The sequence below is a fragment of the Flavobacterium sp. FlaQc-30 genome (assembly GCF_044005885.1).
Classification (GTDB): domain Bacteria; phylum Bacteroidota; class Bacteroidia; order Flavobacteriales; family Flavobacteriaceae; genus Flavobacterium.
Window position 1 is genome coordinate 281760 of record NZ_JBIPCO010000007.1, and the last position, 25837, is coordinate 307596.

The following is a 25837-nucleotide window of genomic DNA, read 5'->3' on the forward strand; positions in this document are numbered from 1 at the left end:
TCTGCTTTTTTTGAATATAAAATCATGATTTTGCGGTTTTTAAATTGTTTGTTATTGAAAAAAATCAAGCGTTTTTGCAGACCAGTCATTGTCGAAGAAACCGCTTACTTTCATATTAGGCAAACCATTCAAAAGTAAATCAGTTTTAAAGATCATTACATCAGGAAAACCAGTAATTCCAGAAATATAATTATTTGCCCAAGTTGCCTTCATTCCTTTTTCTGAAGTTCCAGCAACAACACCAATCATTGCCGTTTTGCTGTCGTTTCTAGGCACCACAAAATAAGCAGCTAAATCAGATCCTTTCAATATTCTGCTGCCAATTTTTACCTGTTGATTGTCAATTTGAATAGGAGCGTTTTTTAGTACTAATTTCCAAGCGTTATTATTAGAAGCATTTCCATAAATAATTACGTTTCTATCTTTGTATTTATCCAATGAAAACTCGCTGTCGGCAATCACATCAATACTTCCGTTTCCTCTATAATAAAAAGTTTCGGCATCAAAACGAGCTCTGTTTAAGTACCATTCGCGCTCAGAAGCTGATCCGCCTGTAGCATAAACAAAAACCACATTGTTGTTAAAAGCGAATTTGAAACCGCCTTGACGATCACCATATTTTTGATTCGTATTGATCTCGTTAATTAAAGACCATTTATTGTCTTTTAAAGCCAGAATTGCTTTTTTATCAGTTGCTGTTTTTAAAATTTGATCGTTGATATTGATTGTGATTTCGCTTTTTAAATCAAGAGAAACCAAGTCAAGTTCCATTATAGAAACATTTTTTGTTTTAATGGTAATTTGTTCTTTTTCTATTTTTGCATTAATATTTGAAAAATCAAACGGAAGAATCTGCTGTTGCAGTTTTATCCAATAATCAGTTGAAGAAACAGCAGGAGAAGCGGTATGAAAATCAATTTCTTTAACTTCGTTATTCGCTGGAATGGTTTGGCGTTTGAAAAATTCGAAAATAGGAAACCAATCTACAGAATGATCACCATACCAATGTTCTCCGCCTGGATATTCATAATAACAAAAGTTGGGATGGAAAGTTCCTAGAATTTCTCGCATTTCTCGCACTTGCGAAATTGGAACAGTCGAATCGGCATCGCCATGCAGTATATAAACGCCAGATTGTTTTAAGTTTTGAACAAGACTTCTAACGCGACCTGAGTTCGCAGAACGTTTGATAGGACCATAAGCTTTAAACATATCATGCATTTCATCGCCTTTATCAAACCCATAAGTTGCAATATCAGGATAAGAGGCACAAGGTGCAATTGCAGCAAATTTACTTGGATATGTCGTTCCTAGAAACCAAGTTCCGTGACCACCCATTGAGTGCCCCGTTAAGTAAGTTTGAGCAGGAATAGTGTTGAATACTTTTTTAGCTTCTGCCAAAACTTCCATCGCATCAATTCTTCCCCAATCTTCCCAGTTAAAACCAAACGGACGACGGTTTGTTGCGGCAACAATATGCGCCCAGTCTTTTTGTTTGTAAGCTCTTGCTTGATTTCTGGCTTCAACAGAAGCGCCATGAACTGAAAGTACTAAAGCTTTTGGACCGCTTTCTAATGCAGGAGCAATGCTGTAATATTGTACGCTGTTGTCGACCTTACTTACAAAAGTACGTTCATGGTGAACAGTCGCAGAACGTTGCTGAATAGGAAATTCAGTTTTGTCAATTACCTTTCCGCTTTTATCCGTAAGCGTTAATTCGATCTTCAATTCGCCTGTAAAATTGACTTTTGCTGCCGGAACTTTAAACTTTACTTTTCTAACAAACAAAGGCATAATAGCATCTGTTGCGTAAACTGCAGTTTCTCCGCTTGATAATTTTGCTTTGATCACTAGGTTTTTCAGCTCTTTTTCTGTTGCATTTATAACACGAACAGAAGCCCATTTCTCGTCATTTTCACCATTAATAACATCCGGTAAAGTTAAATCACGTTTGGTAAACTGTATACTTTTTGAAGGCACGACAAGTTTTGATTTCACACGTCCAAAACGACCTTTTGTGTGCACAAATTCATTTATACCTTTACGAAGTTTAAACGGAATCAATGTGTATCCGAAATCATAATGATCACCTTCATGCGGGAAACCATTAATATAAGTGCGAGTGCCGCCGGTTGTTTCCAACAGTACGATTTGTTCTTTTGGTGCATTATATTCCGTAAATAAAAATGCCGATCTCATATTCTTGCCGCTAAAAACGCCGACAGAATCTACTTTAATAGGCTGCCAATCTCCTTTTTGTTTGTTTGGATTTACAAATTTCCCAACCGAATATTGCCAGGCTACAGGATCTTGCCCATTAAAAAGCGTTCCTGATTTTTTATCAGCAGGAAGGGTAAAACCAGTATTAAAATTGTATAAAACACTCCCCTCAGCGGTTGTAATAATTTTTTCTTTTCCAAAATATTCAACAACATTACCAGTAGTTTTGGTTTGTGCAACAGCGTTTACACTCAAGCCAATAAGGAAAATCACGAGGGCTTTTTTCATTTTTATTTTAGTTTTAGTTTTTTCAGTTTTACTCCAAAATCGTTTCAAAATAAATTTTACCTAAAATTTTAAATTTGAAGAGTAAAAAACGATGAATTGTATGGTATTAATGAAAGGTTTTGTTTTAAAGGAAAACCTTTCTGTATTTTGTTTTTTAGTTTTTTTGAATGTTTTTGAGAAATCTCTTCCTAATTATAAAGTCCATTTTTTTTTATACAATCACCTCTATTTTATCTTTGATTATTTGCATAATCTGCCAATATATCAAGGTAAAGCATAGAAAAAATAGTGCTGTTTTTTTTGTAATAAATGAAAATTAATTATTCATTTTCGTCTTTATTTTTATATTTTTCAAACTTAGTAAATCGATTTAGTATTCTCGTATGAATTTTTTATTATTTTTGTTTTTTGGGAAATTTAAAATTATATCTAAAAAAAATAAGTGATTAATTCGATTTTATCCTTATTTAATTATTAATTATCATTACTATTCTGAAAATGAAAATTGTAAAGACTAACATTGCTTCTTATACCAATACATCATTGTCTGTATTCTCGCGTGAAGAATCTTTTTTTCAGTCGCCTTTTCATTCACATCCAGAATTTGAGTTGGTATATATTTTAGAAAGCCACGGAAAAAGAATTATTGGAAATTCTGTTGAATCATTTGAATCTGGCGATATGGTTTTTCTGGGAGATGATATTCCGCACGTTTGGCTTAATGATGAAATTTTCTATAAAGGAATTAATAGTTTAAAAGCCAAAGCGATTGTAATCTATTTTAGTCGAGATCTTTTTGGAACCTCTTTTTATGAACTTCCCGAAGCGCAGGAAATCAAAAAGTTTTTTTCGCAGGCTATAAAAGGAGTTTCGATTACTGGACAAACAAATGCTATTGTTTCTAAAAAATTAGAAAAGCTGCTCAAGAAAAAAGGTTTTGAAGTGGTTATGGGATTAATTGAGATCATATTCCTTTTATCAAAAAGCAAAGATTTAAGATTCATCAATGACAGTTCGTATGTTTCGGTAAGCGATGACAATAAAAATGATCGTCTGGCAGAGGTTTTCAAATACGTAAAATCAAATTTTAAAGAAGAAATATCACTGGATGAAATTTCTAAAATTGCCAATTTAACACCTACATCTTTTTGTAGAATGTTCAAGGCTAAAACCAAAAAGCCTTTTGTAGAATATCTTAATGAAATTAGAGTTTCCAATGCTTGCAAATATTTAATCGAAACAGATTTAGGCGTTTCTGAAATTGCCTATGAGTGTGGTTATAAAACAGCTTCAAACTTCAATAAGCTGTTTAAAAAATTAATTGGTACAACGCCAAAGGAATATAGAAAGAAAGCATTAGTCTAGTTTTAGATTCCATATTCTATTTATAAATATAGGTCATATTTATATGAAAAGATAAATACAGCGCTATTTTACTAAAACAGCTTTATTTCTGCAAGAAAATAGAAACAAACTGTTTGAATTTATAAAGAATAAAAAGCAGATATTCTTTTAAAAGGCTAAAAAAAATCGGGATTGCATTATTTTTTCTTCCTTTTTTTATGAAATTAATTGTAAAGATAATAAATGCTTAATTAATGATAATTTTGGAGTAATATAAGACTTAATAATACGATAATTTTATTTTTTTGAGATTGCATCAAAAAGGAGTGTCAAAATATATAAAACGTTTTAGTAAATAAGTTAGTTTTTACTTAAAAGAAAGGCACTCTGTTTTATAATAAGGTATAAGTTTAGAAAAACATAATTATAGCATATGAAAAGCAGATTAAAACTAGTATTATCCGTTTGTTGTTTTGCCGTAGGAACTTTGTCTCAGGCGCAAGGAGATATTATGCCGGAGAATGAAAAAACACCTGCAGATACTTATATTGCTCCAAAGGATAAAGCCGTTAAAGAAAACTTGGCCAAATGGCAGGATTATAAGTTTGGAGTTCTTATTCATATGGGATTATACAGTCAACTTGGAATTTGCGAATCGTGGGGATTGGCTCCAGAAGATTGGGTGACTCGCAATGGTTATGATGATTATGATTCTTTTGCTTCAGATTATCGCGGAGCACGATTTAGCTTGAATCCTGTAAATTTAGATTCAGAGAAATGGGCAAAAATGTTTAAAAGTGCCGGCGCAAAATATTTGATTTTTACCTCAAAACACCATGATGGATTTTGTATGTACGATTCAAAATTTACCGATTTTAAAATCACAAATCCGAATTTGCCAAGTGCTAAGAATGCAAAACCAGACGTATTAAGAAATGTTTTGGATGCTTCTAGAAAAGAGGGATTATCAGTGGGAATTTACTTTTCGAAACCAGACTGGACTTCACAAGATTTTTGGTGGAAGTATTATCCGCCAAAAGATCGAAATCCAAATTACGATGTAAAAGTACATCCTGAAAGATGGCAGAACTTTGTAAAATACACTCAAAATCAGTTGAATGAATTAACAACAGATTATGGTAAAGTTGATATTCTTTGGCTTGACGGAGGATGGGTTCGTCCAGCAAAACAAATTGAAGGAAAAAAGAACCGTCAGAACTTAGATATCGATATGAAATTGATTGCCGAAACGGCACGTAAAAAGCAGCCTGGACTTATTGTCGTTGACCGTTGGGTACCAGGTGAATATGAAGATTATCTAACTCCTGAGCGCAAAGTACTCGAAAAACCAATCGCGGTACCGTGGGAAAGTTGTGTTACTCTTGGCAACGATTGGGGCTGGGTTCCAAATGATAAATATAAATCAGGAACAGAAGTAATTCAGTTATTAACTGGAATTGTGGCAAAAGGCGGTAATTTACTACTTGGAGTTGGTCCTGACGGAAAAGGTGATTTTGAACCTAAAATACAAAAAGCCTTAGCCGAAGTTGGAAAATGGCTGGATGTAAACGGTGAAGCAATTTATGCTACAAAACCAATCGCTCCATATTCTGAGGGTAATTTGTATTACACTTCAAAAGGAGAAAAAACAGTTTTTGGAATTTATCTTCCATCAGCAAATGAAAAAGAAATTCCTTCTGAAATTATCATCAAGAATGATTTAAAAGGCAAATTAAATGTGGTGCTTTTAGGAAGTAAAACACAGTTAAGTTATAAAAAAGTAAGCGGTGGAATCAGTGTTTCGGTTCCTAAATCGCAGCGTGCAGAATTAGCAAAACAAGCAGGTGTTGTTATTAAAGTTAGTGCTTAATCTGCAGTTTTACTTTAATAGTTTTTAATTGAAAATAAATGAATTTAGATATTTTATCTAAAGTTTTAAATAAAGTATATGGTAACGCAAAAATATTGTCTCGCATTAGATTTAACTGAAGATCCGGTTTTAATGGCAGAATACAAAAAGTATCACGAAAAAATCTGGCCGGAAATTACAGAAAGTATCACCAATTCTGGTATTGAAAATCTGGATATTTATTGCGTTGGCAACAGAATGTTTATGATTATTGAAGCAAATGAAACTTTTACTTTTGAAAGAAAAGGAGAAATGGATGCTAATAATCCTGTCGTACAAAAATGGGAAGAATTGATGTGGAAGTATCAAAAAGCACTGCCTTGGGCAAAAGAGGGTGAAAAATGGATGTTGATGGACAAAATATTCGATTTGCATGAAAATAGATAGTCATCAGCATTTTTGGAAATACCATCCTATAAAAGACGCTTGGATTACTGATGAAATGAAAGTAATCCAGCAGGATTTTATGCCTTCAGATTTAGAGCCTTTATTGATAAAAAATCAATTCGAGGGCTGTGTGGCAGTTCAGGCAGATCAAAGTGAAGAGGAAACAGATTTTCTTTTAGATCTTGCCAAAGAGAATGTTTTTATAAAAGGTGTTGTTGGCTGGGTCGATTTATGTGCTGCAAATATTGATGAACGTTTAGAGTATTTTGCCAAGTATGAAAAATTAAAAGGTTTCAGACACATTGTTCAGGCTGAAGCGGATCTTGATTTTATGCTGCAGGAAAGATTTCAAAACGGAATTTCGAAATTGGTAAAACATAATTTCACCTATGATATTCTGATTTTTCCTAAACATTTGGAGAACGCTGCAAAATTAGTTGCTCAGTTTCCAAATCAAAAATTTGTTATCGACCATTTGGCTAAACCAGATTTCAAAAATAAAGAATTCAACGAGTGGGAGAAAGGAATTAGAGCAATTGCCAAATTTCCGAATGTAATGTGTAAGGTTTCAGGTTTAGTAACGGAGGCTGACTGGAGTAATTGGACGCGTGAGGATTTTACATATTGCTTAGATGTGGTTACTGAAGTATTTGGAATTGATCGCTTGATGTTTGGCAGTGACTGGCCAGTGAGTTTGCTTGCCGCTTCGTATTCATCTTCCTGTGATATTGTTGAAGATTATTTTTCGAAATTTTCGAGAGCAGATCAAGATAAATTTTGGAGCAGTAATGCAGTTCAATTTTATCATTTATAATAATAATCTGTGGGCATAATTATTTTTTAACACATAGAAACATAGAATTATTGAACTCAAAAAAGGCGTTTCACTTGTATTAAGACACATAGCTATGTGTGAGAAACGAGTTTCTTTTTGATTTACTTTTTTAAAACACATAAAAACTATGTTTCTATGTGTTTAAAAAAAAACAATTTACGGGTTGCGCAAAAAAACTATCTAACCATAATAAAGAATAAATGAACCTTAATTTAAAAGACAAAATAATTATCGTAACCGGCGGTGCAAAAGGAATTGGACTAGGAATCTGTAAGGTTCTGGCTGGTGAGGGAGCTATTCCTGTGATAATTGGAAGAGATGACGATGACAATCAGGCGGCTATAAGACAAATAGAAGCGGAGAATGGAAAAGCTTTGTCTGTAGTTGCAGAATTAACGAATCCAGAGGCTTGTAAAACGGCTATAGATCAAATTATTGCTTTATACGGTCGTATTGATGGATTGGTGAATAATGCAGGTGTAAATGATGGCGTTGGTTTAGAAAGCGGTAATTATGAAAAGTTCATCGCATCGATTCACAAGAACCTGACGCATTATTATTTAATTGCGCAGCACGCTTTGCCAGAATTGAAAAAAACAAAAGGGGCAATTGTAAATATAGGTTCAAAAACTGCCGATACTGGACAAGGGAATACTTCGGCTTACGCAGCTTCAAATGGCGGACGTAATGCTTTGACTCGTGAGTGGGCGGTTGAATTATTGAAATACGGAATACGTGTAAACTCGGTTATTGTGGCTGAATGTTATACGCCTTTATACGAAACATGGATTAACACTCTTGAAAATCCAGAACAAAAATTAAAAGATATTACAGCCAAAATTCCGTTAGAAAACAGAATGACGACTGCAGAAGAAATTGCAAATATGACTGTATTCTTGTTGTGTGATAAATCAAGTCATACAACAGGACAGCTGATATATGTTGATGGAGGATATACACATTTAGATCGCTCCTTGTAGCGGAACAAATTTGCTTTAACAATACCAAAAAACAGAATAACTAAATAAACCAAACATGAACAAAAAGATGTTTTCGATAAGCAAAAGTCTTATAATAGTGCTTTGTTTAATCATTGGATCGTCTGTGTTTTCGCAGCAAGCAGCCATAAAGAGAATGGGATCAACAGATACACAGTCTTTTGATGATAACTGGCTCTTTTCAAGATACGGATCTCAAGCGGACGGATTAGTAAAAGAAGAACCTAAAAATTTAGAAGCAGTTTCTTTAAACGAATCTAATTGGGAAAAATTAAATCTACCGCACGATTGGGCGATCAAAGGACCTTTTAGAATTGAGTTAAGAGGCGAAACTGGAAAATTGCCCTGGAAAGGAATTGGCTGGTATCGCAAGCATTTTACGGTTCCTGCTTCAGATTCTGGTAAACAAATTTTTGTTGATTTTGATGGGGCTATGGCCAATGCAAAAATTTATTTAAACGGAAATTATGTTGGAACATGGCCGTTTGGTTATAATTCTTTCCGCATGAATTTGACTCCGTTTTTAAAATTTGGTCAAGAAAATATTTTAGCTGTTCGTTTAGATACTGAAAATTGGGATTCTCGCTGGTATCCAGGTGCCGGAATCTATCGTCATGTTTGGCTGGTAAAAACTAGTCCAGTGCACGTTGCGCATTGGGGAACTTTTGTGACAACGCCAAATATTACCAAAGAAGCAGCTGATATTAAAGTATTGGTAAACGTACAAAATGCTTCAAATAAGCCTGTAAAAGCAGTTGTTACAACTGATTTATATGAAATTGATATTAATGACAATCTCAAAGTAAAAGTAGGTTCATTAATTACTTCAACACTCGATATTAAAGCTAACGGAAGTGAAGAGGCAGAAACACATTCGGTTTTGAACAATCCTAAATTATGGGATTTAAAAACACCAAATCGTTATGTAGCACAAACAAAAATCAGCGTCGACGGAAAAGTAGTTGACACGTATAATACTCCTTTTGGTATTAGAACCATTGAGTTTACACCAAGAAATGGGTTTTTATTAAACGGAAAAAGAGTAGAAATATTCGGAACCTGCAACCACCATGATTTAGGGGCGCTGGGTGCTGCCATTAATACATCGGCATTAAAAAGACAATTAGTAATGTTGAAAGAAATGGGTTGTAACTCATTACGAACTTCTCATAATCCGCCTGCATCAGAATTGTTAGAATTGGCTGATAAAATGGGATTCTTAGTTTGGGATGAAGCTTTTGACGCGTGGAGAATCGGAAAAAAGAAATTTGATTACAATGTGATTTTTGACGAATGGCATGAAAGAGATTTAATGGCATTGGTTCGCAGAGACAGAAATAATCCGTCGGTATTTATTTGGTCAATTGGAAACGAAGTTCCAGATCAGCAAAACGTAAAATTAACCAAAGAATTGGCTGATATTATGCGCAGAGAAGATCCAACACGCCCAATTTCTAACGGTTATAATGACCCTGACGGAGGTAGAGGTTCAGGAGCAGCTATGGCACTTGACATTATGGGAGTAAATTACTTTTTTGACCAACAGCCAAAATGGGATGTTGATCCAAGATATGCAAATAAACCAACGCTTGGAAGCGAAACCGCTTCGACTGTAAGTTCAAGAGGAGAATATTTCTTTGATGATAAATTCGATAAAAAATCTTGGCAGATTTCATCTTATGATGATGCTTTTCCGGGTTGGGGATGTTCGCCAGATACACAATTTCGCACCAATGCAAAATACCCGCATTTATTAGGAGAATACGTTTGGACAGGTTTTGATTATTTGGGAGAACCTACGCCATACAATTCAGATGAAACGAATTTATTGAATTTTAGAACAGATCCTTCTAAACAAAAAGAACTAGAAGCAAAATTGGCAGAATTACAAAAAAGCAATCCGCCGTCAAGAAGCAGTTATTTTGGAATAATCGATTTGGCAGGATTTCCAAAGGATCGTTATTACAGCTACAAATCACATTGGAGACCAGACGTTCCTACAGCGCACATTCTGCCTCATTGGAACTGGAGCGAAAGAGTTGGGAAAGTTGTTCCTGTACACGTTTATACTTCTGGAAACGAAGGTGAATTATTCTTAAACGGAAAAAGCCTTGGAAGAAAGAAAATGGAAGCTGGAAAAGATTTCCGTTTAACTTGGGACGATGTAGTGTATACACCGGGTGAGCTGAAAGTGGTTTGTTATAAAAATGGCAAAGTATGGGCAACAGATATTGTTAAAACAACAGGAGCAGAGGCAAAATTAAAAATGGCAGCAGATAGAACAGAAGTTCTTGCAGACGATGTTGATTTGGTTTTTGTAACAGTTGATGTTACTGATAATAGTGGTTTAGTAGTTCCACGTTCAAATCCATTAGTGAAATTTTCAATTGAAGGAGCTGGAGAGATTGTAGCTACAGATAATGGTGATGCCACAAGTTTTGTACCGTTTCAAAGTACAGAAAGACCTGCTTTTAATGGAAAAGTGTTAGTAATTGTTAAAGCTAAAAAAGGGCAAAAAGGACAATTTACAGTAAAAGCAGAAAGTGCAGGATTACAAGGTGCTTCAACAACAATCAGAATTAAATAATAAACAAACAAAATAAACTTAAAATGATTAAAAAGATAATCTTAACCGCTTTGTTCGTAGGAGCATCTATTGCGGGCAGTGCGCAGAACAAAATTGCTGCAAAAGATATTGCCGAAAAAATGAAATGGTTTGAAGATGCTAAGCTTGGGATTTTTATTCATGCCGGAATTTATTCCGTTGCCGATGTTTCTGAATCTTGGAGTTTTCACAATGGAAAAATTTCGGTAGAAGATTATATGAAACAGCAAAAAAGCTACACTTTGAGTAAATACGATCCTGCAGCTTGGGCAGATATGATTAAAGATTCGGGTGCTAAATATGCTGTAATTACAACAAAACACCACGATGGTGTTGCAATGTACGATACTAAATTGGGTAAGTTGAGTTCAGTAAAAACAACTCCTGCCAAAAAAGATATGATTAAACCATTCTTTGAAGAATTACGCAAAAGAGACATTAAATGCGGTGCTTATTTCTCCTTAATCGATTGGACACACAATGATTATCCAGGTTTCTTGAAAGATAAAGCACGTTATGATATTAAAAAAGAACCAGCTCGCTGGGAACGTTTTCAGAAATTCTTTCAAGGGCAAATTAAAGAAATTTCAGATTGGTACAACCCAGATTTATGGTGGTTTGATGGTGATTGGGAACATAGTGCTGATGAATGGCAGGCTGAGAAAACGCGTAAAATGATGTTAGATAGAAATCCAAACACAATCATTAACGGACGTTTGCAAGGTTATGGCGATTATGATACACCAGAACAAAACTTTCCGGTTGTGCGTCCAGCATTCAAATGGTGGGAATTATGTATGACTATGAATGAAAATTGGGGATACCGTGTGAGTGATAACAATTGGAAAACACCTTACGAAATCATTACGATTTTTGTAGATGCAGTTTCAAACGGAGGAAATTTATTACTTGATATAGGACCAAAACCTGACGGAACATATCCAGATACAGTTGTTTCAACATTGAAAGAACTTGGAGATTGGAACAGAAGAAATGGTGAAGGTATTTTTGGAACTATTCCGGGAATTCCGTTAGGACATTTTTATGGACCAACTACGCTTTCTAAAGACTCAAAAACACTTTACTTATTTGTACACGGAAAAACTTCAGGGCAATTGATGTTAAAAGGTCTTGATAATAAAATTCAAGATATTACAGTTTTAGGATCAAATGTAAAATTAACGCACAAAGTAGTAGGGAAAATTTCTTGGAGCGCAGTTCCGGGATTGGTTTATATCGATTTACCAGAGAATACAGCAGATAAATATGTGACTTGTATCAAAGTAACATTAGATGCGCCAATTAAATTATACAGAGGTCAAGGAGGTTTCTTGACGAATTAATAAAAGCATAAAAAATGTCATCTTCAACTTTTGAGGATGGCATTTTTTATAAAGAAGACATTCAATCCATTCAGTACAACAGCAGTATTATCATGAACAAAAAAACACTTTTAATAGTTTTATTTCTTGGAGTTCAAACCATTTTTTCACAGAACACTCCAAAGTATAAAAATCCAAAATTACCCGTAGACGAACGCGTTCAGGATTTATTATCCCGAATGACAGTTGAGGAAAAATTTTGGCAGATGTTTATGATTCCCGGCGATTTGTCTGATGGAGCAGAGAATTATAAAAACGGAATTTTTGGCTTTCAGGTAAGTGCCAAAGGAAGTACCGATGCAAGTAATCAAATTTTAGATTACAGCGCAGCAAGTAACGCAAAAGAAACAGTAAAATTAATCAACAAAATGCAGAAGTATTTTGTCGAAAAAACACGTTTAGGAATTCCTATAATCGCTTTTGATGAAGCATTACACGGATTAGTAAGAGACGGAGCAACAGCATTTCCGCAATCTATTTCATTGGCAGCAACATTTGATCCCGGATTAATGAAAAGAGTTTCGACTGCGATTGCATTAGAATCAAAAAGCCGCGGAATTCGTCAAATTTTATCACCTGTTGTAAATCTAGCTTCAGATGTTCGTTGGGGGCGCGTTGAGGAAACGTATGGTGAAGATCCTTTTCTTTCTTCAAAAATGGGAGTCGCTTATGTGTCGTCTTTTGAAGAAAGAGGAGTAATCACAACTCCAAAACATTTCCTTGCAAACAGCGGAGACGGCGGTCGTGATAGTTATCCAATTGATTATAATGAACGTTACTTGGAAGAATATCAGTTTCCTCCATTCCGTGCCTGCTTTAATGAAGGCGGAAGCCGAAGCGTTATGACTTCATACAATACCATAAACGGAAGTCCTTGCACAGCAAATGACTGGCTGTTGAATAAAAAACTAAAAGGCGAAATGAATTTTAAAGGATTCATCATTTCAGATGCAAATGCTGTTGGCGGAGGAAATGTATTGCATTATACTGCAAAAGATTATCCTGAATCGAGTGCAAATGCGATCAATAATGGCTTAGATGTTATTTTTCAAACAGCCTACGATCATTATAAATTATTTCAGCCGCCTTTCTTAGACGGAAGAATAGATATGAAAAATATTGACGAAGCCGTAACGAGAGTTTTGAGATTAAAATTTGAATTGGGTTTATTCGAGAATCCATATGCTGATGAAAGAGAAACGAACAAATGGAACGGAAATCCTACTCATAAATTATTAGCAAGAGAAGCGGCAGAAAAAGGAATGGTTTTGTTAAAAAATGATAACAATGTACTACCTCTTAAAAAATCAATACAATCAATTGCCTTAATAGGAAATGATATCACCGAAGCACGTTTAGGTGGTTATAGTGGTCCCGGAAATGGAAAAGTAAGTATGCTTGACGGTATAAAAGCAAAGCTAGGTTCGTCAGCTGTAATTAATTTGGCAGAAGGCTGTGCAAGAAGAAATATTGAATATACTGTTGTTCCGTCTGCTAATTTATTCAGCGTTGAAAAAGGAAAAGCCGTAAACGGATTATCAGCAGAATACTTCAACAATGTACAATTAAGCGGAACTCCTGCTTTGACAAGATTAGATAATACAATTAGTTTTGATTGGACATTATACTCTCCAGATCAAGAAAAAATAAATTATGATTTTTATTCTGCAAAGTGGACAGGAAAAATAAAATCGCCAGTATCAGGAACTTATAAAATTGGTTTTGAAGGTAACGATGGTTACCGTTTGTATTTGAATGGAAAACTGATTATTGACAATTGGAAAAGCCAAACGTATTCGGCAAAATTGGTTGATTTCAATTTTGAGAAAGATAAAGAATACGATATTAAAATTGAGTTTTTCGAATCGCAAGGCTATGCTAAATTCAAACTAGTTTGGAACGTAGGAGTTGATAATGATTGGCAAAAGAAGATTGAAGAAGCTGTTGCAGCAGCTAAAAAATCTGATGTTGCTGTAATTGCCGCGGGAATTGAAGAAGGAGAATTTAACGATAGAGCGTATTTAGGTTTACTGGGACATCAGGAAGAATTAATCAATGCTGTTGCAGCAACAGGAAAACCAGTTGTTGTAGTTTTAGTAGGAGGAAGTGCCATTACAATGGATAAATGGATCAATAATGTGCCTTCGATTTTGGATGTTTGGTATCCGGGTGAAGACGGAGGTCATGCTGTAGCCAATATTCTATTTGGAGATAAAAATCCTGCAGGACGTTTGCCTATCACGTTTCCTGTTTTTGAGGGACAGCTGCCATTAGTTTACAATCATAAACCAACTGGACGTTCTGATGATTATACCAATTTAAACGGAGCGCCTTTATTTCCATTTGGTTACGGATTAAGTTATTCGACTTTTGAATACAGCAATTTGCGATTCGACAAAAAACAAATCGGAAAACCAGAAACCACAAAAGTATATTGCACCATAAAAAATACAAGTAAAGTTGATGGTGACGAAGTGGTTCAATTGTACGTAAGAGATCTTTTGTCGTCTATCGCACAGCCGATAAAACAAATGAAAGGTTTTCAGAGAATTTCGCTTAAAGCTGGAGAATCAAAAGAAGTTTCGTTTGAGATTAACAAAGAAGTATTACAAATGTTAAATGAAGATATGAAATGGGTTGTTGAACCTGGAGATTTCAGAATTATGATTGGAGCTTCGTCAAGAGACATTCGATTAAGAGAAATTATTACAGTGACCAAATAATCTTGAGTTTTAGCTAGGAGGATTTAAATCTCTGAAAAAAAATACAAAAGAAATTTAAAGAATATGAAAAAAATAATTTTTGCAATACTGTTAAGTACATTACTATTTAGTAATCAGGTTACAGGGCAAAAACTTGAAATATTTAATCAGGTAAGAGTACAGCATGATGATAAATGCAAAGACTTTTCGACTGATGCTAATGGAAACGTTTATTATGGCGGTGGGCAATATGTTTTTAAAAAATTGGCTTTCCCTAAACAAAAAGTAAATACTAAATACGAAATTAATGTTAGTGTTATTTCGGGCGGTGATCGTTACGATAGAGCAGGATCAATTTTTGTTCTTCCGGTTGATAAGAATAATTCATTAGAAGAAGTAGTGAAAGGAAAAAAGTTTGCTTCGAATGAATATACTAAAATCAAAATGATAGCTCCAGAAGGTAACTTTGCACCAACAGTAGAATTAATGCGTTTTATGACCACTTTTGGTATTGGCTTTTTTAGCAATGATTCATTACAGCGCAAACCCGTTTACATTCCGTATTGGGAGAAAGAGGTGAGATGGAAAGAAGATATTTCGCAGTTTTCAACTTTACTTCAAGGTGAAGTTTGGGTTGGAGTTCATATAGGAAATTATACTAAAGGAGGACATATTGTAAACGCCTCTATAAATCTTACTCCAAGCGAGTTAAGCTGTGATCTGCCAAAGAATAGAATCGTTGTCCCAATTTTGAATACAGAGCCTTTTGGACCAAATCAAGGTAATGATGAATTATTTGCTTACAAAGATTTTCAAGTAGAGTTCAATCTGCCAAAAGGAGCTAAGAACCCAAAATTATATTACATAACTACTGGACATGGAGGTCATGGTGAAGGTGATGAATTTGTTAAGAAACAGAACATTGTAAAAATAGATGGAAAAAAAGTAATTGATTTTATTCCGTGGAGAGATGATTGCGCTAGTTTTCGCCGATTCAATCCGGGAACGGGAGTTTGGTTGAAGAAAAGAAAAGCGCCTTATATTCAGGATGATAAAGGAACTTATGCAGTAAAAGAAATTGAAGAACCAATTGCAAGCAGTGATTTAAGCCGTTCTAATTGGTGTCCAGGAAGTAATGTTCCGCCTATGATTGTTCCATTAGAATTAAATGAAGGAAAACATACCGCCGTTTTTAGTATTCCAGAAGCTCAAAAAAATGCTAACGGAACTTCAAATCACTGGATGGTAAGTGCTTATGTTGTTTATGAACTTTGAAAAAAAAGGGTATAAAGAGGCTTTTTTTTGAGTTTAAAAGAAGCAGTTTGCACTAAAAATGGGAGTGCTTTATGAGAGAAACATCAGTTTATAAAAACAAATGCAAATAAAAGCTTACAATTTTAAAAATTAGAAAAAGTAAGAGAGTAAATTTTTAAAATGAAGGGATGATTATTTGATGAAGTTAATAAATTGATGAAAATGAAAATGTTAAAAAAAGTTACATTTATTACAAAATTGTTATTTGTTAAAGAGAATTAAGCTTAACATATATTTATGTTAAATAATTTATAATAACACTGATTTTTTTCTTCATTTTTTTGAAGTTTTAATTTTTCTCAAATTTTGGTGCTTTTTAAAGGTTTGTCAGAAAAATAATATTCATTTAATTGCTTGTGTTTGTTTTATTTGAGATCAATTAGGAGTAAAATTGGGTTATACTTTTTTTAAATGTTAAAAAAGTCATTTTGCTGCAAAAAAAAATACTAAAACGTTTTTGTAAATCGTTTTATTAAAATATATTTGTTTTAATAAATTAACTAAGGTTTAAGATAAACTTAACGTTTTATGAAAAAAAAGATCACTATCAAAGATATCGCTAAGGCGGCAAATGTATCGGTAACTACGGTTTCATTTGTTCTTAATGATAAAGGTGAGAAGATGGGGATAAGTAAGGAAGTGATCAAAAAAGTTTTTAAGGTTAGTGAAGAAATGAAATTTAAACTCAATATGATCGCAAGCAGTTTAAGAACTGGTAAAACAAGATCGATTGGGCTTATAGTAGAAGATATTTCAAATCAGTTTTTTTCTGATTTAGCAAGAGTAATAGAGAGTGAAGCAATAGACTTAAATTATAGAGTCTTTTATTGCAGTACGGGTGGAAATGATGAACGTGCAGTTGAGTTAGTTAATAGTTTATTGCAGGCAAATGTTGATGGGTTTATTATAACGCCAACCGAGAATATGAAATCGACTATAGACAGACTGTTAGAGTTACAATGTCCGGTTGTTTTAGTCGATCGTTATTTTGAAGAGCAGGAGGTTAGCCATGTAGTACTTGATAATTTTGAGGGAGCAGAAACGGCAACACATTATTTATTAAAAAAAGGATTTCGAAAAATTGCATTTGTCACCAACTCTTCTCAGTTGATTCAGATGAATTTGAGAAAGCAAGGATATACAAAAGCATTAAAAGAAGTGGGATTATATGATGAATCTAAAATTTTAGATTTAGAGTATCATATTAGTGAAGAAGAACGAATTGAAAAGATCTCTGAATTTTTGGATAAAACAAGTGATATAGATGCAGTTTTGTTTGGAGCAAATTATTTGCTTCTTGCTGGATTACAGTCTTTGAGCAAGCTTGGGTTAAGAATTCCTGTAGATAAAGCAGTTATTAGTTTTGATGATCATGACAGTTTTAGACTTCATTCGCCATCAATAACTGTATTATCACAGCCAATTGAAGAGATGGGAAAAAAAACAATCAAATTGTTGATGAAGCAAATGACTGACGGCAGCAATTATAAGGTTGTAAAAGAAAAGAAAAAAGGAAGTTTGACAATAAGGGAATCGGTTTAAAAATTGCACCCTTTTTTTTAAAGAATATCACTAAAACGATATAGTTGAATTAGTAAGCAACTCAAGAGAGCTAAACAAATTATTAAATAAAAACAAAGACGCTTATGATGTAAAAGAAATAGAAAAAATGTTATTCAGGAAACTTAAATTATTACTAAATGCTGAAAGGGTAAATTAAGTAATATAGAATTAAAGGTTTTAGTATTTACTATTTTTTAAAAATTCAGAACCTTTCAATTTAAACAAAAATTAAAACCAAACCAAACTAATATTAATTATGAGAAAACTGTTATACAAATCACTGTTAGTTTTTCTAATGGTATTGTGCTACGAAGGAGTTAGTGCACAAAATAAAACAATCTCCGGTGTAATTACAGACAACGCAAATCTTCCTATTCCTTCAGTTATTGTTAAGGAAAAAGGAACGAAACAAGAAACGCTTACTGATGAGAATGGAGCATTCAAGATTTCAGTTAAAGAAGGTGCTACAATCGTTATAAGTTCGATTGGGTTTAAAACAACAGAATTAAAAGCTGTTGATGGAATGGAAGTTAAGCTGGCAAGTGCAACAAATGAACTTGAAGGAGTTACAGTTACCGCTTTAGGACAAACTAAAAAGAATAAAGCAATTGGTTATGCGACAAGTATAATCAAAGCGGATGCGATCACAAAAACAGCATCTCCAACAATTGCTAACTCTTTGTATGGTAAAGCGCCAGGTGTTCGTATTACTTCTACTCCGGGTGGAGCAGGAGCAATCAATATCCAGATTCGTGGAATCAACTCTATTACAGGTAGAAATCAGCCGCTTATCATTTTAGATGGTGTGCCTATTCGTGATGGTGAGGTAAACAATAGTGATTACTGGAACCAACAACGTGTAAAAAACAATGGTTTAGCAGATATTAACCCTGAAGATATTGAGAATATCTCTATTCTTAAAGGTGCATCTGCTGCTGCCTTATACGGTTCTGAAGCTGTAAATGGAGTTGTATTGATTACATCTAAAACAGGTAAGGGGAAAAAAGGACTAGGTGTTGATTTTAGTACCAGCTACTCAGGTAACGAAATTGCATACTTACCAAGATTTCAGTATGAAAGAGGTCCAGGATGGACAAATCCAAATTTCTCTGTAGGATATTTAGCTCCAGACGGTTTTGCTCACTACGATACAAATGGCGATGGTATTGCGGATATGAGAGGAGTTAACAATAGTGGTAATAATTATGGTCCTTGGTTTGATGGTAAGCCTATCATGAGCTGGGATGGAGTGGTACGTCCGTATTCACCTCAAAAAGATGGATATAAAAATATGTTTCAAAATGCTTGGGATGCAACTACAAACATTGCACTTACAAACAATACAGAAAACAGCAGCACTCGTTTTTCTTACACACATATTGAATCTGAAGGTTTAAGTATGGGTAACAATAACAAGAAAAACAACTTTAACTTGAATGCATCTTTCAAAACAGGTAAATTAAAAACAGATGTAATTATAAGTTACTTGAATCAAAATATTACAAACCGTGCTTACGGTATGGATCGTTTGGTTAATAATTTTACTGGAATGCTTAGCCCATTTGATAATGGTGATTGGTATAAAGCAAAATACAAAACAAGTTTAGGGTATAAATACGTTTTTGGTCAAGGTACTCAAAGTTTGACTCCAAGTGAGAATATTTACCGTAATGGTTTTAGAGGTGATATTGCTGATTATTTTTGGAATACAAATGCTAAAAGACAAACTGAGGTTACAAACCGTTTAATTGCGAGCGTTACTGAAACGCTTTCTATTACTAAAGATTTAACACTTCGTGGTCGTGTTTCGACTGATTTAACGTCTGTAAACATCGAGAATAAAAACCCTGTTGAAATACCATTACTTTATCAATTTGGTGGAGATGGAGATGTTTCAGGTTCTTTTAATATGGAAGGGCAAGACTATAATATTCTTTATGGTGATTTATTGGCAACTTACAATAAAAAAATTAACGAAGATTTTGGAATCAATGCTGTTCTTGGTTACTCAGGAACACAAGAAACTGGCAGAATTTTATCTCGTTCTACAAATAGAGGTTTAAGTGTTGAAGGATGGTATGATATGAACTCATCTATTGGTTTAGCAACAAGTACATCTTCAAGATACGAAACTATTAAAGATGCAGTATTTGGAACTTTAAGCGGAAGCTTTAGAAATTATTTGTTCATTGAAGGAACAATCAGAAGAGACCGTACTTCTACAATGAATCCAAATAATAATGCTTTTACTTATCCTTCTGTAAACTCAAGTTTTGTATTGTCAGATGCGGTTACTTTACCTGAGTTCATTAGTTATGCAAAAATGCGTGGCTCTTGGGGTATAGTAGGTAACTATCCAGATCGTTACAGAGCTAACGTTGCGTACGACCAAACAACTTTAGGTACACAGGGAACTACTAATCCAGTTTTGATTACAACTTCTCAGGATGTTTATGGAAATGAAGGAATTAAACCTGAAATGAAAAATGAGTACGAGCTTGGTTTTGAAACAAAGTTCTTTGATAGAAGATTAGGATTAGATTTTTCTTACTACAATGCAAAAATTAAAGATCAAATTCTTGATATGACTTTAGCGCCAACTACTGGAGCAAGTAAAATATTGGCAAACGTAGGGGAATTAAATAATAAAGGATTTGAAGTTGCTTTAACAGGCTCTCCTTTTAGAACTCAAGATTTTTCTTGGGATGTAACTTTAAACTGGGCTAAAAACATCAATAAAATTGTAAAATTAGCTAATGGTGCAAGTGAATTATTACATGCTGATTATGATGGATCTGCTGCTCAGTTAAAATCTGTTGTAGGTGACCCAATGGGAGGTATTTATGCTCACCCAATCAGAACAGATGCTAATGGCAATAAAATGGTTGACTCAGATGGTTTTTATATGCTTGATGGTGACAAATGGGAAAAATATGGATCGGCTATGGCTAAAGGTGTGGGAGGTTTGTTGAACTCATTCACGTATAAAAATTTCACTTTAGATGTAAATATTGATTATTCGTACGGAGGTTATTTAATGCCAACAGGTATTAACTGGATGACAGCAAGAGGTTTAACTGAGGAATCATTGAAATACAGTACAAACGAGCGTGGTGGTTTAACATATTACATGGATAGTAATGGTAGAGGAGTTCAGGTTCCTAACACTGCAACTGCAGGACCAGCTGGGCAAACTTTATACCGTGATGGTATGTTGATGGACGGTGTTACTACAGATGGTGCTCCAAATACAAATGTTATCTCTCAAGCGGGTTACTATGTAATGACATACAACTGGGGAGGTCCACAATACAGCAGCTCACGTTATGAATTGTACATTCAAAAGAATGATTACGTGAAATTAAGAGAGTTGTCTCTTGCATTTAACGTTCCAGCTTCATACGCTAGTAAAATTGGTGCTACTAAATTAAGTCTTTCTTTATTTGGACGTAACTTGTTTTATATCTACAGAACCATTAAAGATATGGATGCTGAAGCAACTACTTCTGGTTCTAGATGGGACAAAAACGTAAACAATGCAGGAGTAGGCCCTTCGACAAGAAGTTATGGAGTAATGTTAAGAGCATCTTTCTAATTGCATAAATTATAATTTAAAAACAGACAACATGAGAAAATTATTATATATATCATTAACGACAGCAGCAATCTTTTTGGGCTCTTGTTCAGACAGTGATTTTGAAAGTGCGTATAGAGATCCATCTAAAGTAACATCCACAAATGTACCAAAACAGTTTGCTGGGTTTATGAAAATTAACTTTGAGGATGTTATCCCATCGTATTGGAATTATTTTACAGTAATTAGAACTACTTCTTTAAGTTATACTCAAGCTCATGGTATCATTAATGGATCGGGACGTTACGTTCCTGGCGCAGCTGTAACTAACAGGTGGGATAGATATTACAAATTCATTACTCAATATAGAGAGTTAGAGAAAGTAATGGCTGCTTTACCTGTAGCTGAGCAGGCAGCAAATAGAATTTATACTGTTACTTCTACAATTTACTTGTACGATCATACCTCAAAAATGATTGATAATTTTGGAGATATTCCTTTCTCTGAAGCAGGTAAAATTAGTATGACTGGTGGTAATTATGACGCTGCTGCAGCGAAGTATGACAATCAAACGGAGCTTTACATTAAAATGTTAGATGATTTAAAAGCTTTTTCTACTGAATTGAATACGATTGCTTTGCCTGCTAAGGTAGAGGTAGAATTCAAAAACCAAGATTTGATTAACAAAGGAAGTTTGGTAATGTGGAAAAACTACTGTAACTCTTTACGTTTGAAATTACTAAATAGAGTTTCAGCAGTTCCGGCTTTTGCAGCAAGAGCAAATTCAGAAATAGCTGCAATCATTGCAGAAGCAAAAATTGTGGATGAAAACTCAGAGAATATCGCATTTAGAGTGTATACTCAGGATACTGATTTAGATACTTCAGGTTTCTTTGATGCTTTAGAGTCTGGAAACAACAATCTTGCCCCAAAACCAATGATTGATCATATGAACACCAATGATGATCCCCGTAAACCATGGTTGTTTGAAAAAGGTGCAAGTGCAACTGCTTATGTAGGGCTTGATCCATTGATGGCATCAGGAGCTCAGGATCAATTAATTGCTGATACAAAAATTGCAATCTATAATAGATCTGTAATTAGTAAAAACAAATGGCTGCCTGGTACATTAATCAATGCTGCCGAAGTAAACTTACTTCTTGCAGAGTATTATTCAAGAAGCGGTAATGGTGCTGCTGCAAAACCATATTTTGAGAAAGCAATCAGACAATCTGTGGAGTACTATGTAAGATTAGGAGATAAGGCTGATGTTTTAACTTGGAAGCCAACTACAGAGCCTACGGCTGCTGAAATTGATGCTTATATTGCAAAAATTAACTTTGCTGGGGCAACAACAGCTGCAGATCAATTGAAGTTAATTGCTTTTCAAAAGTACATCCACTACAACATCTTTCAAGCTGATGAATCTTGGGCAGAACAAAGAAGATTAAAACTTCCTGCATTAAGTTTCATGGATGATGAAACAAGCAGTATTAGAAAAACACCTCCAACGCGTTGGACATATCCAAACTCTGAGCGTGTTTATAATACAACAAATTACAATACTGTTAAAGACAAAGATAATTTAAGTACCAAAATTTTCTGGGACGTAAAATAATTCATTTTTAATGTTTGGTTAGTAATTGGTGAACCCCAGATTCAGGATATTTCTTGATTCTGGGGTTCTTAGTTTAGAACTGATTTTTTTCAAGAAAAGTTCTTTAGCATAAGTTATACAATTACGGCATAAAAAAATCGGCGGACAAACAGTTACTTCAACTGTAGTTTGCCGATTTTTATTTTAAAAGGATTTTCTTTAGTTTCTTCTTATCATACTATAAACAGGTAGTCAGCTGTAAAAGTTTAAGGAATAGTCAAAAGTTTAACCGCAAAGTATACAAAGAAAAAAAACGCAAGGTTCGCAAAGTTTCACTATAACTTTGCGAACCTTGCGTAAATCTTAGCGTTCTTAGCGGTTAAAAAAAAATAGGCTGTCAAATAGAATTTAAAGCATTTTAATTCTGCTTAATAAAAGTCAAAGGTTGTTCATAATTTGCAATAGAAACCAGCGCATTATAAATGTATTTTGAGACTAAAGCACCGCCTTCGCTGTTAATTAAAGCAGTGTCATCTTCGGGAGTGTGATATTGCGGATGTCCTCCAGTATGCAAGCCTACAGCCGAAATATCATTTTTGTAAAAAGTAACATGGTCAGAACCGCCAACATCACCAGCAAAAACAACTGGATTTAGTCCGCTGCCTTCGCCTAGTTTTTTCATCAATTCGACTCCATCAGGAAAAGTTCCTGCACCGCCCATATAAAGTTCTTTTTTGTCGTTTAATCTTCCAACCATATCCATGTTGATCATTACTTTAACAGCATTTTTAGCTACAGGTAAGTGATTTACAAAGTATTTTGAGCCCAATAAACCTTCTTCTTCAGCGCTGAAAGAAATAAAAATAATACTTCTTTTGGGAGCAGTTTTACTATGGTGAAATTCTTCTAATATCGACAAAAGTGCCGAAACACCAGAAGCATTATCATCAGCTCCATTGTGAATGGCCAGCGTATCTTTTTTCTTGCTGCCAGAACCTTTTCCGCCCCATCCCCAATGATCATAATGTGCACCAATAACAATATACTCGTTTTTCAAATTTTCATCTGAACCTTCAAGATATCCAACCACATTTTGAGTTGATACACTGTCTGATTTTATTTTATTAATATCAGGTTTCATGAATATTTTAAAAGGCTGATAATAGCTGTTATTGAATTTTTTTAATCCAAATTTCTTGAAATACTTTTTAATGTAAGCTGCAGCTTCGTTGTTGCCTTTTGTTCCTGCAAGACGTCCTTCCAGCTTATCTGAAGCCAAATAAGTATCGTGCTTAAGAAATTTCTCAGCAGAAAATGTAGATTGTGCAGTTCCTTTTTCAGCTGCAATAAAAGCAACTGCAGAAAAGAGAATAACTTTTTTAAACATGTTTGTAATAATTAATTTTTATGATATTTTAAATAAGCCCATAAAATTTAACGATCTTATGAGCTTATTGAATTATTGTATCTGCATTTCGATTATAGTATCAATTGTATCGATTTTGACACCATTTAAATACACAAATGTTCCCTCAGGCTGCTGTTTGAATTTCAGTTCTTTTTTGCTGTCCATCAAATAACATTTTTTAATTTTTTGCTTCATTTCAGGAATAAAAATATAATCAGCTTGATTAGGAGCTTTGATAATGTGTGCAAACCAAGTTTTATCTTTAGCAGTAAATACACCCCAATCCTGCGGCTTCATTACATTGCCTCTCGTTCCGTAAATTGTATTTCCGTTTTTCCCCATCCAAACTCCAATTTCTTTTAACGTTTCAACAAATTCGGGCTGAATAGTTCCGTCAGCCATTGGACCAACATTTAAAAGAAAATTAGCATTCAAACTAGCAGCATTGATTAAATAATGAATTAAATCTTTAGTCGATTTGTATTTGCGGTCATTAATATTAAATCCCCAAGAATTGTTCATTGTTTCGCAAGTTTCTAAAGGCAGTTGAGAAACAGATTGTCCGCCAAATCCTGTCGAATTTCCACCCGGTAAATCTTTCTCAAAAGCTTGAAAATCTTCGCCTTGTATAGGTGTAAGGTGATGATTGTTTGAAATTAAACAATTAGGCTGTAAAGTATGAATCAGTTTGTAAATATCGTCGTAATGCCAGTTTACTTTTGACTGTAATGTTTTATCAGTATCATTATCCAATTGATCCCAATGACCATCAAACCAAATACCGCCAATTTCTCCGTAATTAGTCAGTAATTCAGTTAATTGACCTTTCATAAAACGAATATAGCTTTCCCAATCGCTTTTTTGAGTTCTGCCAGTTCCTTTTCCTGTTTTTCCAGTTTCGTATTGGTAATCAGATCTTGTCCAGTCTAAAAGCGAATAATAACAGAATAATTTAATGCCTTCTTTATGACACTCATCTGCCAATTCTTTTAGTAAATCTCTTTTAAAATGCGTATTTGTAATTTTCCAATCCGACAATTTAGTGTCAAAATTGCTAAAACCATCATGGTGACGTGTAGTAAAAGTAATGTATTTCATTCCAGCACTTTTTGCAATACTTACCCATTTTTTGGCATCAAAATCTTGTGGATTAAAAACATTAATCAACCTTCCGTATTCCGTTACTTTGATATTTTGATTGTTCATAATCCATTCGCCGTTACCCAGAACGCTGTATGGACCAAAGTGAATAAACATACCAAATTTATCATCCTGAAATTCTTTTCTGTTTTTTAGATTGCCTTCAGTAGGAGTGTAGGTTTGAGCCATTATTGCCGTTAAGCTTATTGAGAATAACAGCAGGCAAAGTGTGATTTTTTTCATGTTTTTTTTGAAGTTAGGTGGTTTGATAGTAAAGTTTTAATAGTAAAAAATAGAATTAACTCGTTTGGCGTAATTGTTTTAACACATAGAAACATAGTTTTGGAGTACTTAAAAAAGGCGTTTCACTTATTTAAAATGCACATAGTTGTTCTATGTGAAAGAATTGTATTTCTTTTTTGTCACCTCTTGTAGATATAAAATCTATGTTTCTATATGTTTAATTTTTTAGGAGTTACATCCAACGAGTTAATTTTAATTTTTTGAAGCTTAAATATATAAAGACTTGCCTTTAATCAGTAAGTCTATATTATCTAAGTTTAATTATCAA

General features: G+C 34.1%; 15 protein-coding genes. 12 read left to right on the plus strand and 3 right to left on the minus strand.

The window, feature by feature from the left end; translation table 11 throughout:
- Window positions 1-51: 51 nt before the first annotated feature.
- Window positions 52-2508 carry a prolyl oligopeptidase family serine peptidase gene (locus ACHRV0_RS16665; protein WP_395441668.1) on the minus strand — a complete coding sequence of 819 codons (2457 nt, stop codon included), beginning with the start codon at window positions 2506-2508 and terminating at the stop codon, window positions 52-54.
- Window positions 2509-3006: 498 nt separating this feature from the next.
- Here ACHRV0_RS16665 and ACHRV0_RS16670 point away from each other — a divergent pair, with 498 nt between their 5' ends.
- The 12 genes from ACHRV0_RS16670 (at window position 3007) to ACHRV0_RS16725 (ending at window position 22739) form a co-directional block, all read left to right on the plus strand.
- Window positions 3007-3873 (plus strand): AraC family transcriptional regulator, encoded by an 867-nt coding sequence (locus ACHRV0_RS16670; RefSeq protein ID WP_129022849.1) that lies wholly within the window; start codon window positions 3007-3009, stop codon window positions 3871-3873.
- 412 nt (window positions 3874-4285) lie between these two features.
- A complete protein-coding gene (locus ACHRV0_RS16675; protein WP_395441669.1) occupies window positions 4286-5722 on the plus strand; it encodes an alpha-L-fucosidase in 1437 nt (478 codons plus the stop codon).
- A 78-nt stretch (window positions 5723-5800) separates the two neighbouring features.
- A complete protein-coding gene (locus tag ACHRV0_RS16680) occupies window positions 5801-6148 on the plus strand; it encodes an L-rhamnose mutarotase (RefSeq protein WP_395441670.1) in 348 nt (115 codons plus the stop codon).
- Window positions 6135-6962: an amidohydrolase family protein gene (locus tag ACHRV0_RS16685; RefSeq protein ID WP_395441671.1), complete on the plus strand. Its 828-nt coding sequence runs from the start codon at window positions 6135-6137 to the stop codon at window positions 6960-6962. The genes ACHRV0_RS16680 and ACHRV0_RS16685 overlap by 14 nt, the downstream gene beginning before the upstream one ends.
- A gap of 221 nt (window positions 6963-7183) precedes the next feature.
- Window positions 7184-7963: an SDR family oxidoreductase gene (locus tag ACHRV0_RS16690; protein WP_395441672.1), complete on the plus strand. Its 780-nt coding sequence runs from the start codon at window positions 7184-7186 to the stop codon at window positions 7961-7963.
- Between the two features lie 55 nt (window positions 7964-8018).
- Window positions 8019-10568 (plus strand): beta-galactosidase GalB, encoded by a 2550-nt coding sequence (galB, locus tag ACHRV0_RS16695; protein WP_395441673.1) that lies wholly within the window; start codon window positions 8019-8021, stop codon window positions 10566-10568.
- Between the two features lie 23 nt (window positions 10569-10591).
- Entirely contained in the window at window positions 10592-11929 is a 1338-nt protein-coding gene (locus tag ACHRV0_RS16700) for an alpha-L-fucosidase (protein WP_395441674.1), read from the plus strand.
- Window positions 11930-11943: 14 nt separating this feature from the next.
- Entirely contained in the window at window positions 11944-14691 is a 2748-nt protein-coding gene (locus tag ACHRV0_RS16705) for a glycoside hydrolase family 3 C-terminal domain-containing protein (protein WP_395441675.1), read from the plus strand.
- Window positions 14692-14754: 63 nt separating this feature from the next.
- Window positions 14755-15945, plus strand: coding sequence for a peptide-N-glycosidase F-related protein (locus tag ACHRV0_RS16710; RefSeq protein ID WP_395441676.1), 1191 nt, complete (start codon window positions 14755-14757; stop codon window positions 15943-15945).
- Between the two features lie 567 nt (window positions 15946-16512).
- Complete coding sequence (locus ACHRV0_RS16715; RefSeq protein ID WP_395441677.1) at window positions 16513-17526, plus strand: LacI family DNA-binding transcriptional regulator; 1014 nt, start codon at window positions 16513-16515, stop codon at window positions 17524-17526.
- Between the two features lie 277 nt (window positions 17527-17803).
- The gene (locus tag ACHRV0_RS16720) at window positions 17804-21142 is read left to right on the plus strand and encodes a SusC/RagA family TonB-linked outer membrane protein (RefSeq protein ID WP_395441678.1); all 3339 of its coding nucleotides are present in this window, start codon (window positions 17804-17806) and stop codon (window positions 21140-21142) included.
- Window positions 21143-21173: 31 nt separating this feature from the next.
- Complete coding sequence (locus ACHRV0_RS16725) at window positions 21174-22739, plus strand: SusD/RagB family nutrient-binding outer membrane lipoprotein (protein ID WP_395441679.1); 1566 nt, start codon at window positions 21174-21176, stop codon at window positions 22737-22739.
- A gap of 397 nt (window positions 22740-23136) precedes the next feature.
- Here the strand turns inward: ACHRV0_RS16725 and ACHRV0_RS16730 are convergent, their stop codons facing one another.
- Together ACHRV0_RS16730 and ACHRV0_RS16735 are read right to left on the minus strand one after the other, a co-directional pair.
- A complete protein-coding gene (locus ACHRV0_RS16730; RefSeq protein WP_395441680.1) occupies window positions 23137-24105 on the minus strand; it encodes a M20/M25/M40 family metallo-hydrolase in 969 nt (322 codons plus the stop codon).
- Window positions 24106-24177: 72 nt separating this feature from the next.
- Window positions 24178-25509, minus strand: coding sequence for an alpha-L-fucosidase (locus ACHRV0_RS16735; protein WP_395441681.1), 1332 nt, complete (start codon window positions 25507-25509; stop codon window positions 24178-24180).
- Between the last annotated feature and the right edge of the window lie 328 nt (window positions 25510-25837).

Excerpts from the sequence above, each read along its gene's own strand:
- ACHRV0_RS16725 (WP_395441679.1), top strand. The coding sequence starts at position 21,174 with ATGAGAAAATTATTATATATATCATTAACGACAGCAGCAATCTTTTTG.
- ACHRV0_RS16735 (WP_395441681.1), bottom strand. The coding sequence starts at position 25,509 with ATGAAAAAAATCACACTTTGCCTGCTGTTATTCTCAATAAGCTTAACG.
- ACHRV0_RS16665 (WP_395441668.1), bottom strand. The coding sequence starts at position 2,508 with ATGAAAAAAGCCCTCGTGATTTTCCTTATTGGCTTGAGTGTAAACGCT.
- ACHRV0_RS16675 (WP_395441669.1), top strand. The coding sequence starts at position 4,286 with ATGAAAAGCAGATTAAAACTAGTATTATCCGTTTGTTGTTTTGCCGTA.
- ACHRV0_RS16670 (WP_129022849.1), top strand. The coding sequence starts at position 3,007 with ATGAAAATTGTAAAGACTAACATTGCTTCTTATACCAATACATCATTG.
- ACHRV0_RS16720 (WP_395441678.1), top strand. The coding sequence starts at position 17,804 with ATGAGAAAACTGTTATACAAATCACTGTTAGTTTTTCTAATGGTATTG.
- ACHRV0_RS16730 (WP_395441680.1), bottom strand. The coding sequence starts at position 24,105 with ATGTTTAAAAAAGTTATTCTCTTTTCTGCAGTTGCTTTTATTGCAGCT.
- ACHRV0_RS16715 (WP_395441677.1), top strand. The coding sequence starts at position 16,513 with ATGAAAAAAAAGATCACTATCAAAGATATCGCTAAGGCGGCAAATGTA.
- ACHRV0_RS16690 (WP_395441672.1), top strand. The coding sequence starts at position 7,184 with ATGAACCTTAATTTAAAAGACAAAATAATTATCGTAACCGGCGGTGCA.
- ACHRV0_RS16700 (WP_395441674.1), top strand. The coding sequence starts at position 10,592 with ATGATTAAAAAGATAATCTTAACCGCTTTGTTCGTAGGAGCATCTATT.
- ACHRV0_RS16710 (WP_395441676.1), top strand. The coding sequence starts at position 14,755 with ATGAAAAAAATAATTTTTGCAATACTGTTAAGTACATTACTATTTAGT.
- ACHRV0_RS16680 (WP_395441670.1), top strand. The coding sequence starts at position 5,801 with ATGGTAACGCAAAAATATTGTCTCGCATTAGATTTAACTGAAGATCCG.
- ACHRV0_RS16685 (WP_395441671.1), top strand. The coding sequence starts at position 6,135 with ATGAAAATAGATAGTCATCAGCATTTTTGGAAATACCATCCTATAAAA.
- ACHRV0_RS16705 (WP_395441675.1), top strand. The coding sequence starts at position 11,944 with ATGTCATCTTCAACTTTTGAGGATGGCATTTTTTATAAAGAAGACATT.
- galB (WP_395441673.1), top strand. The coding sequence starts at position 8,019 with ATGAACAAAAAGATGTTTTCGATAAGCAAAAGTCTTATAATAGTGCTT.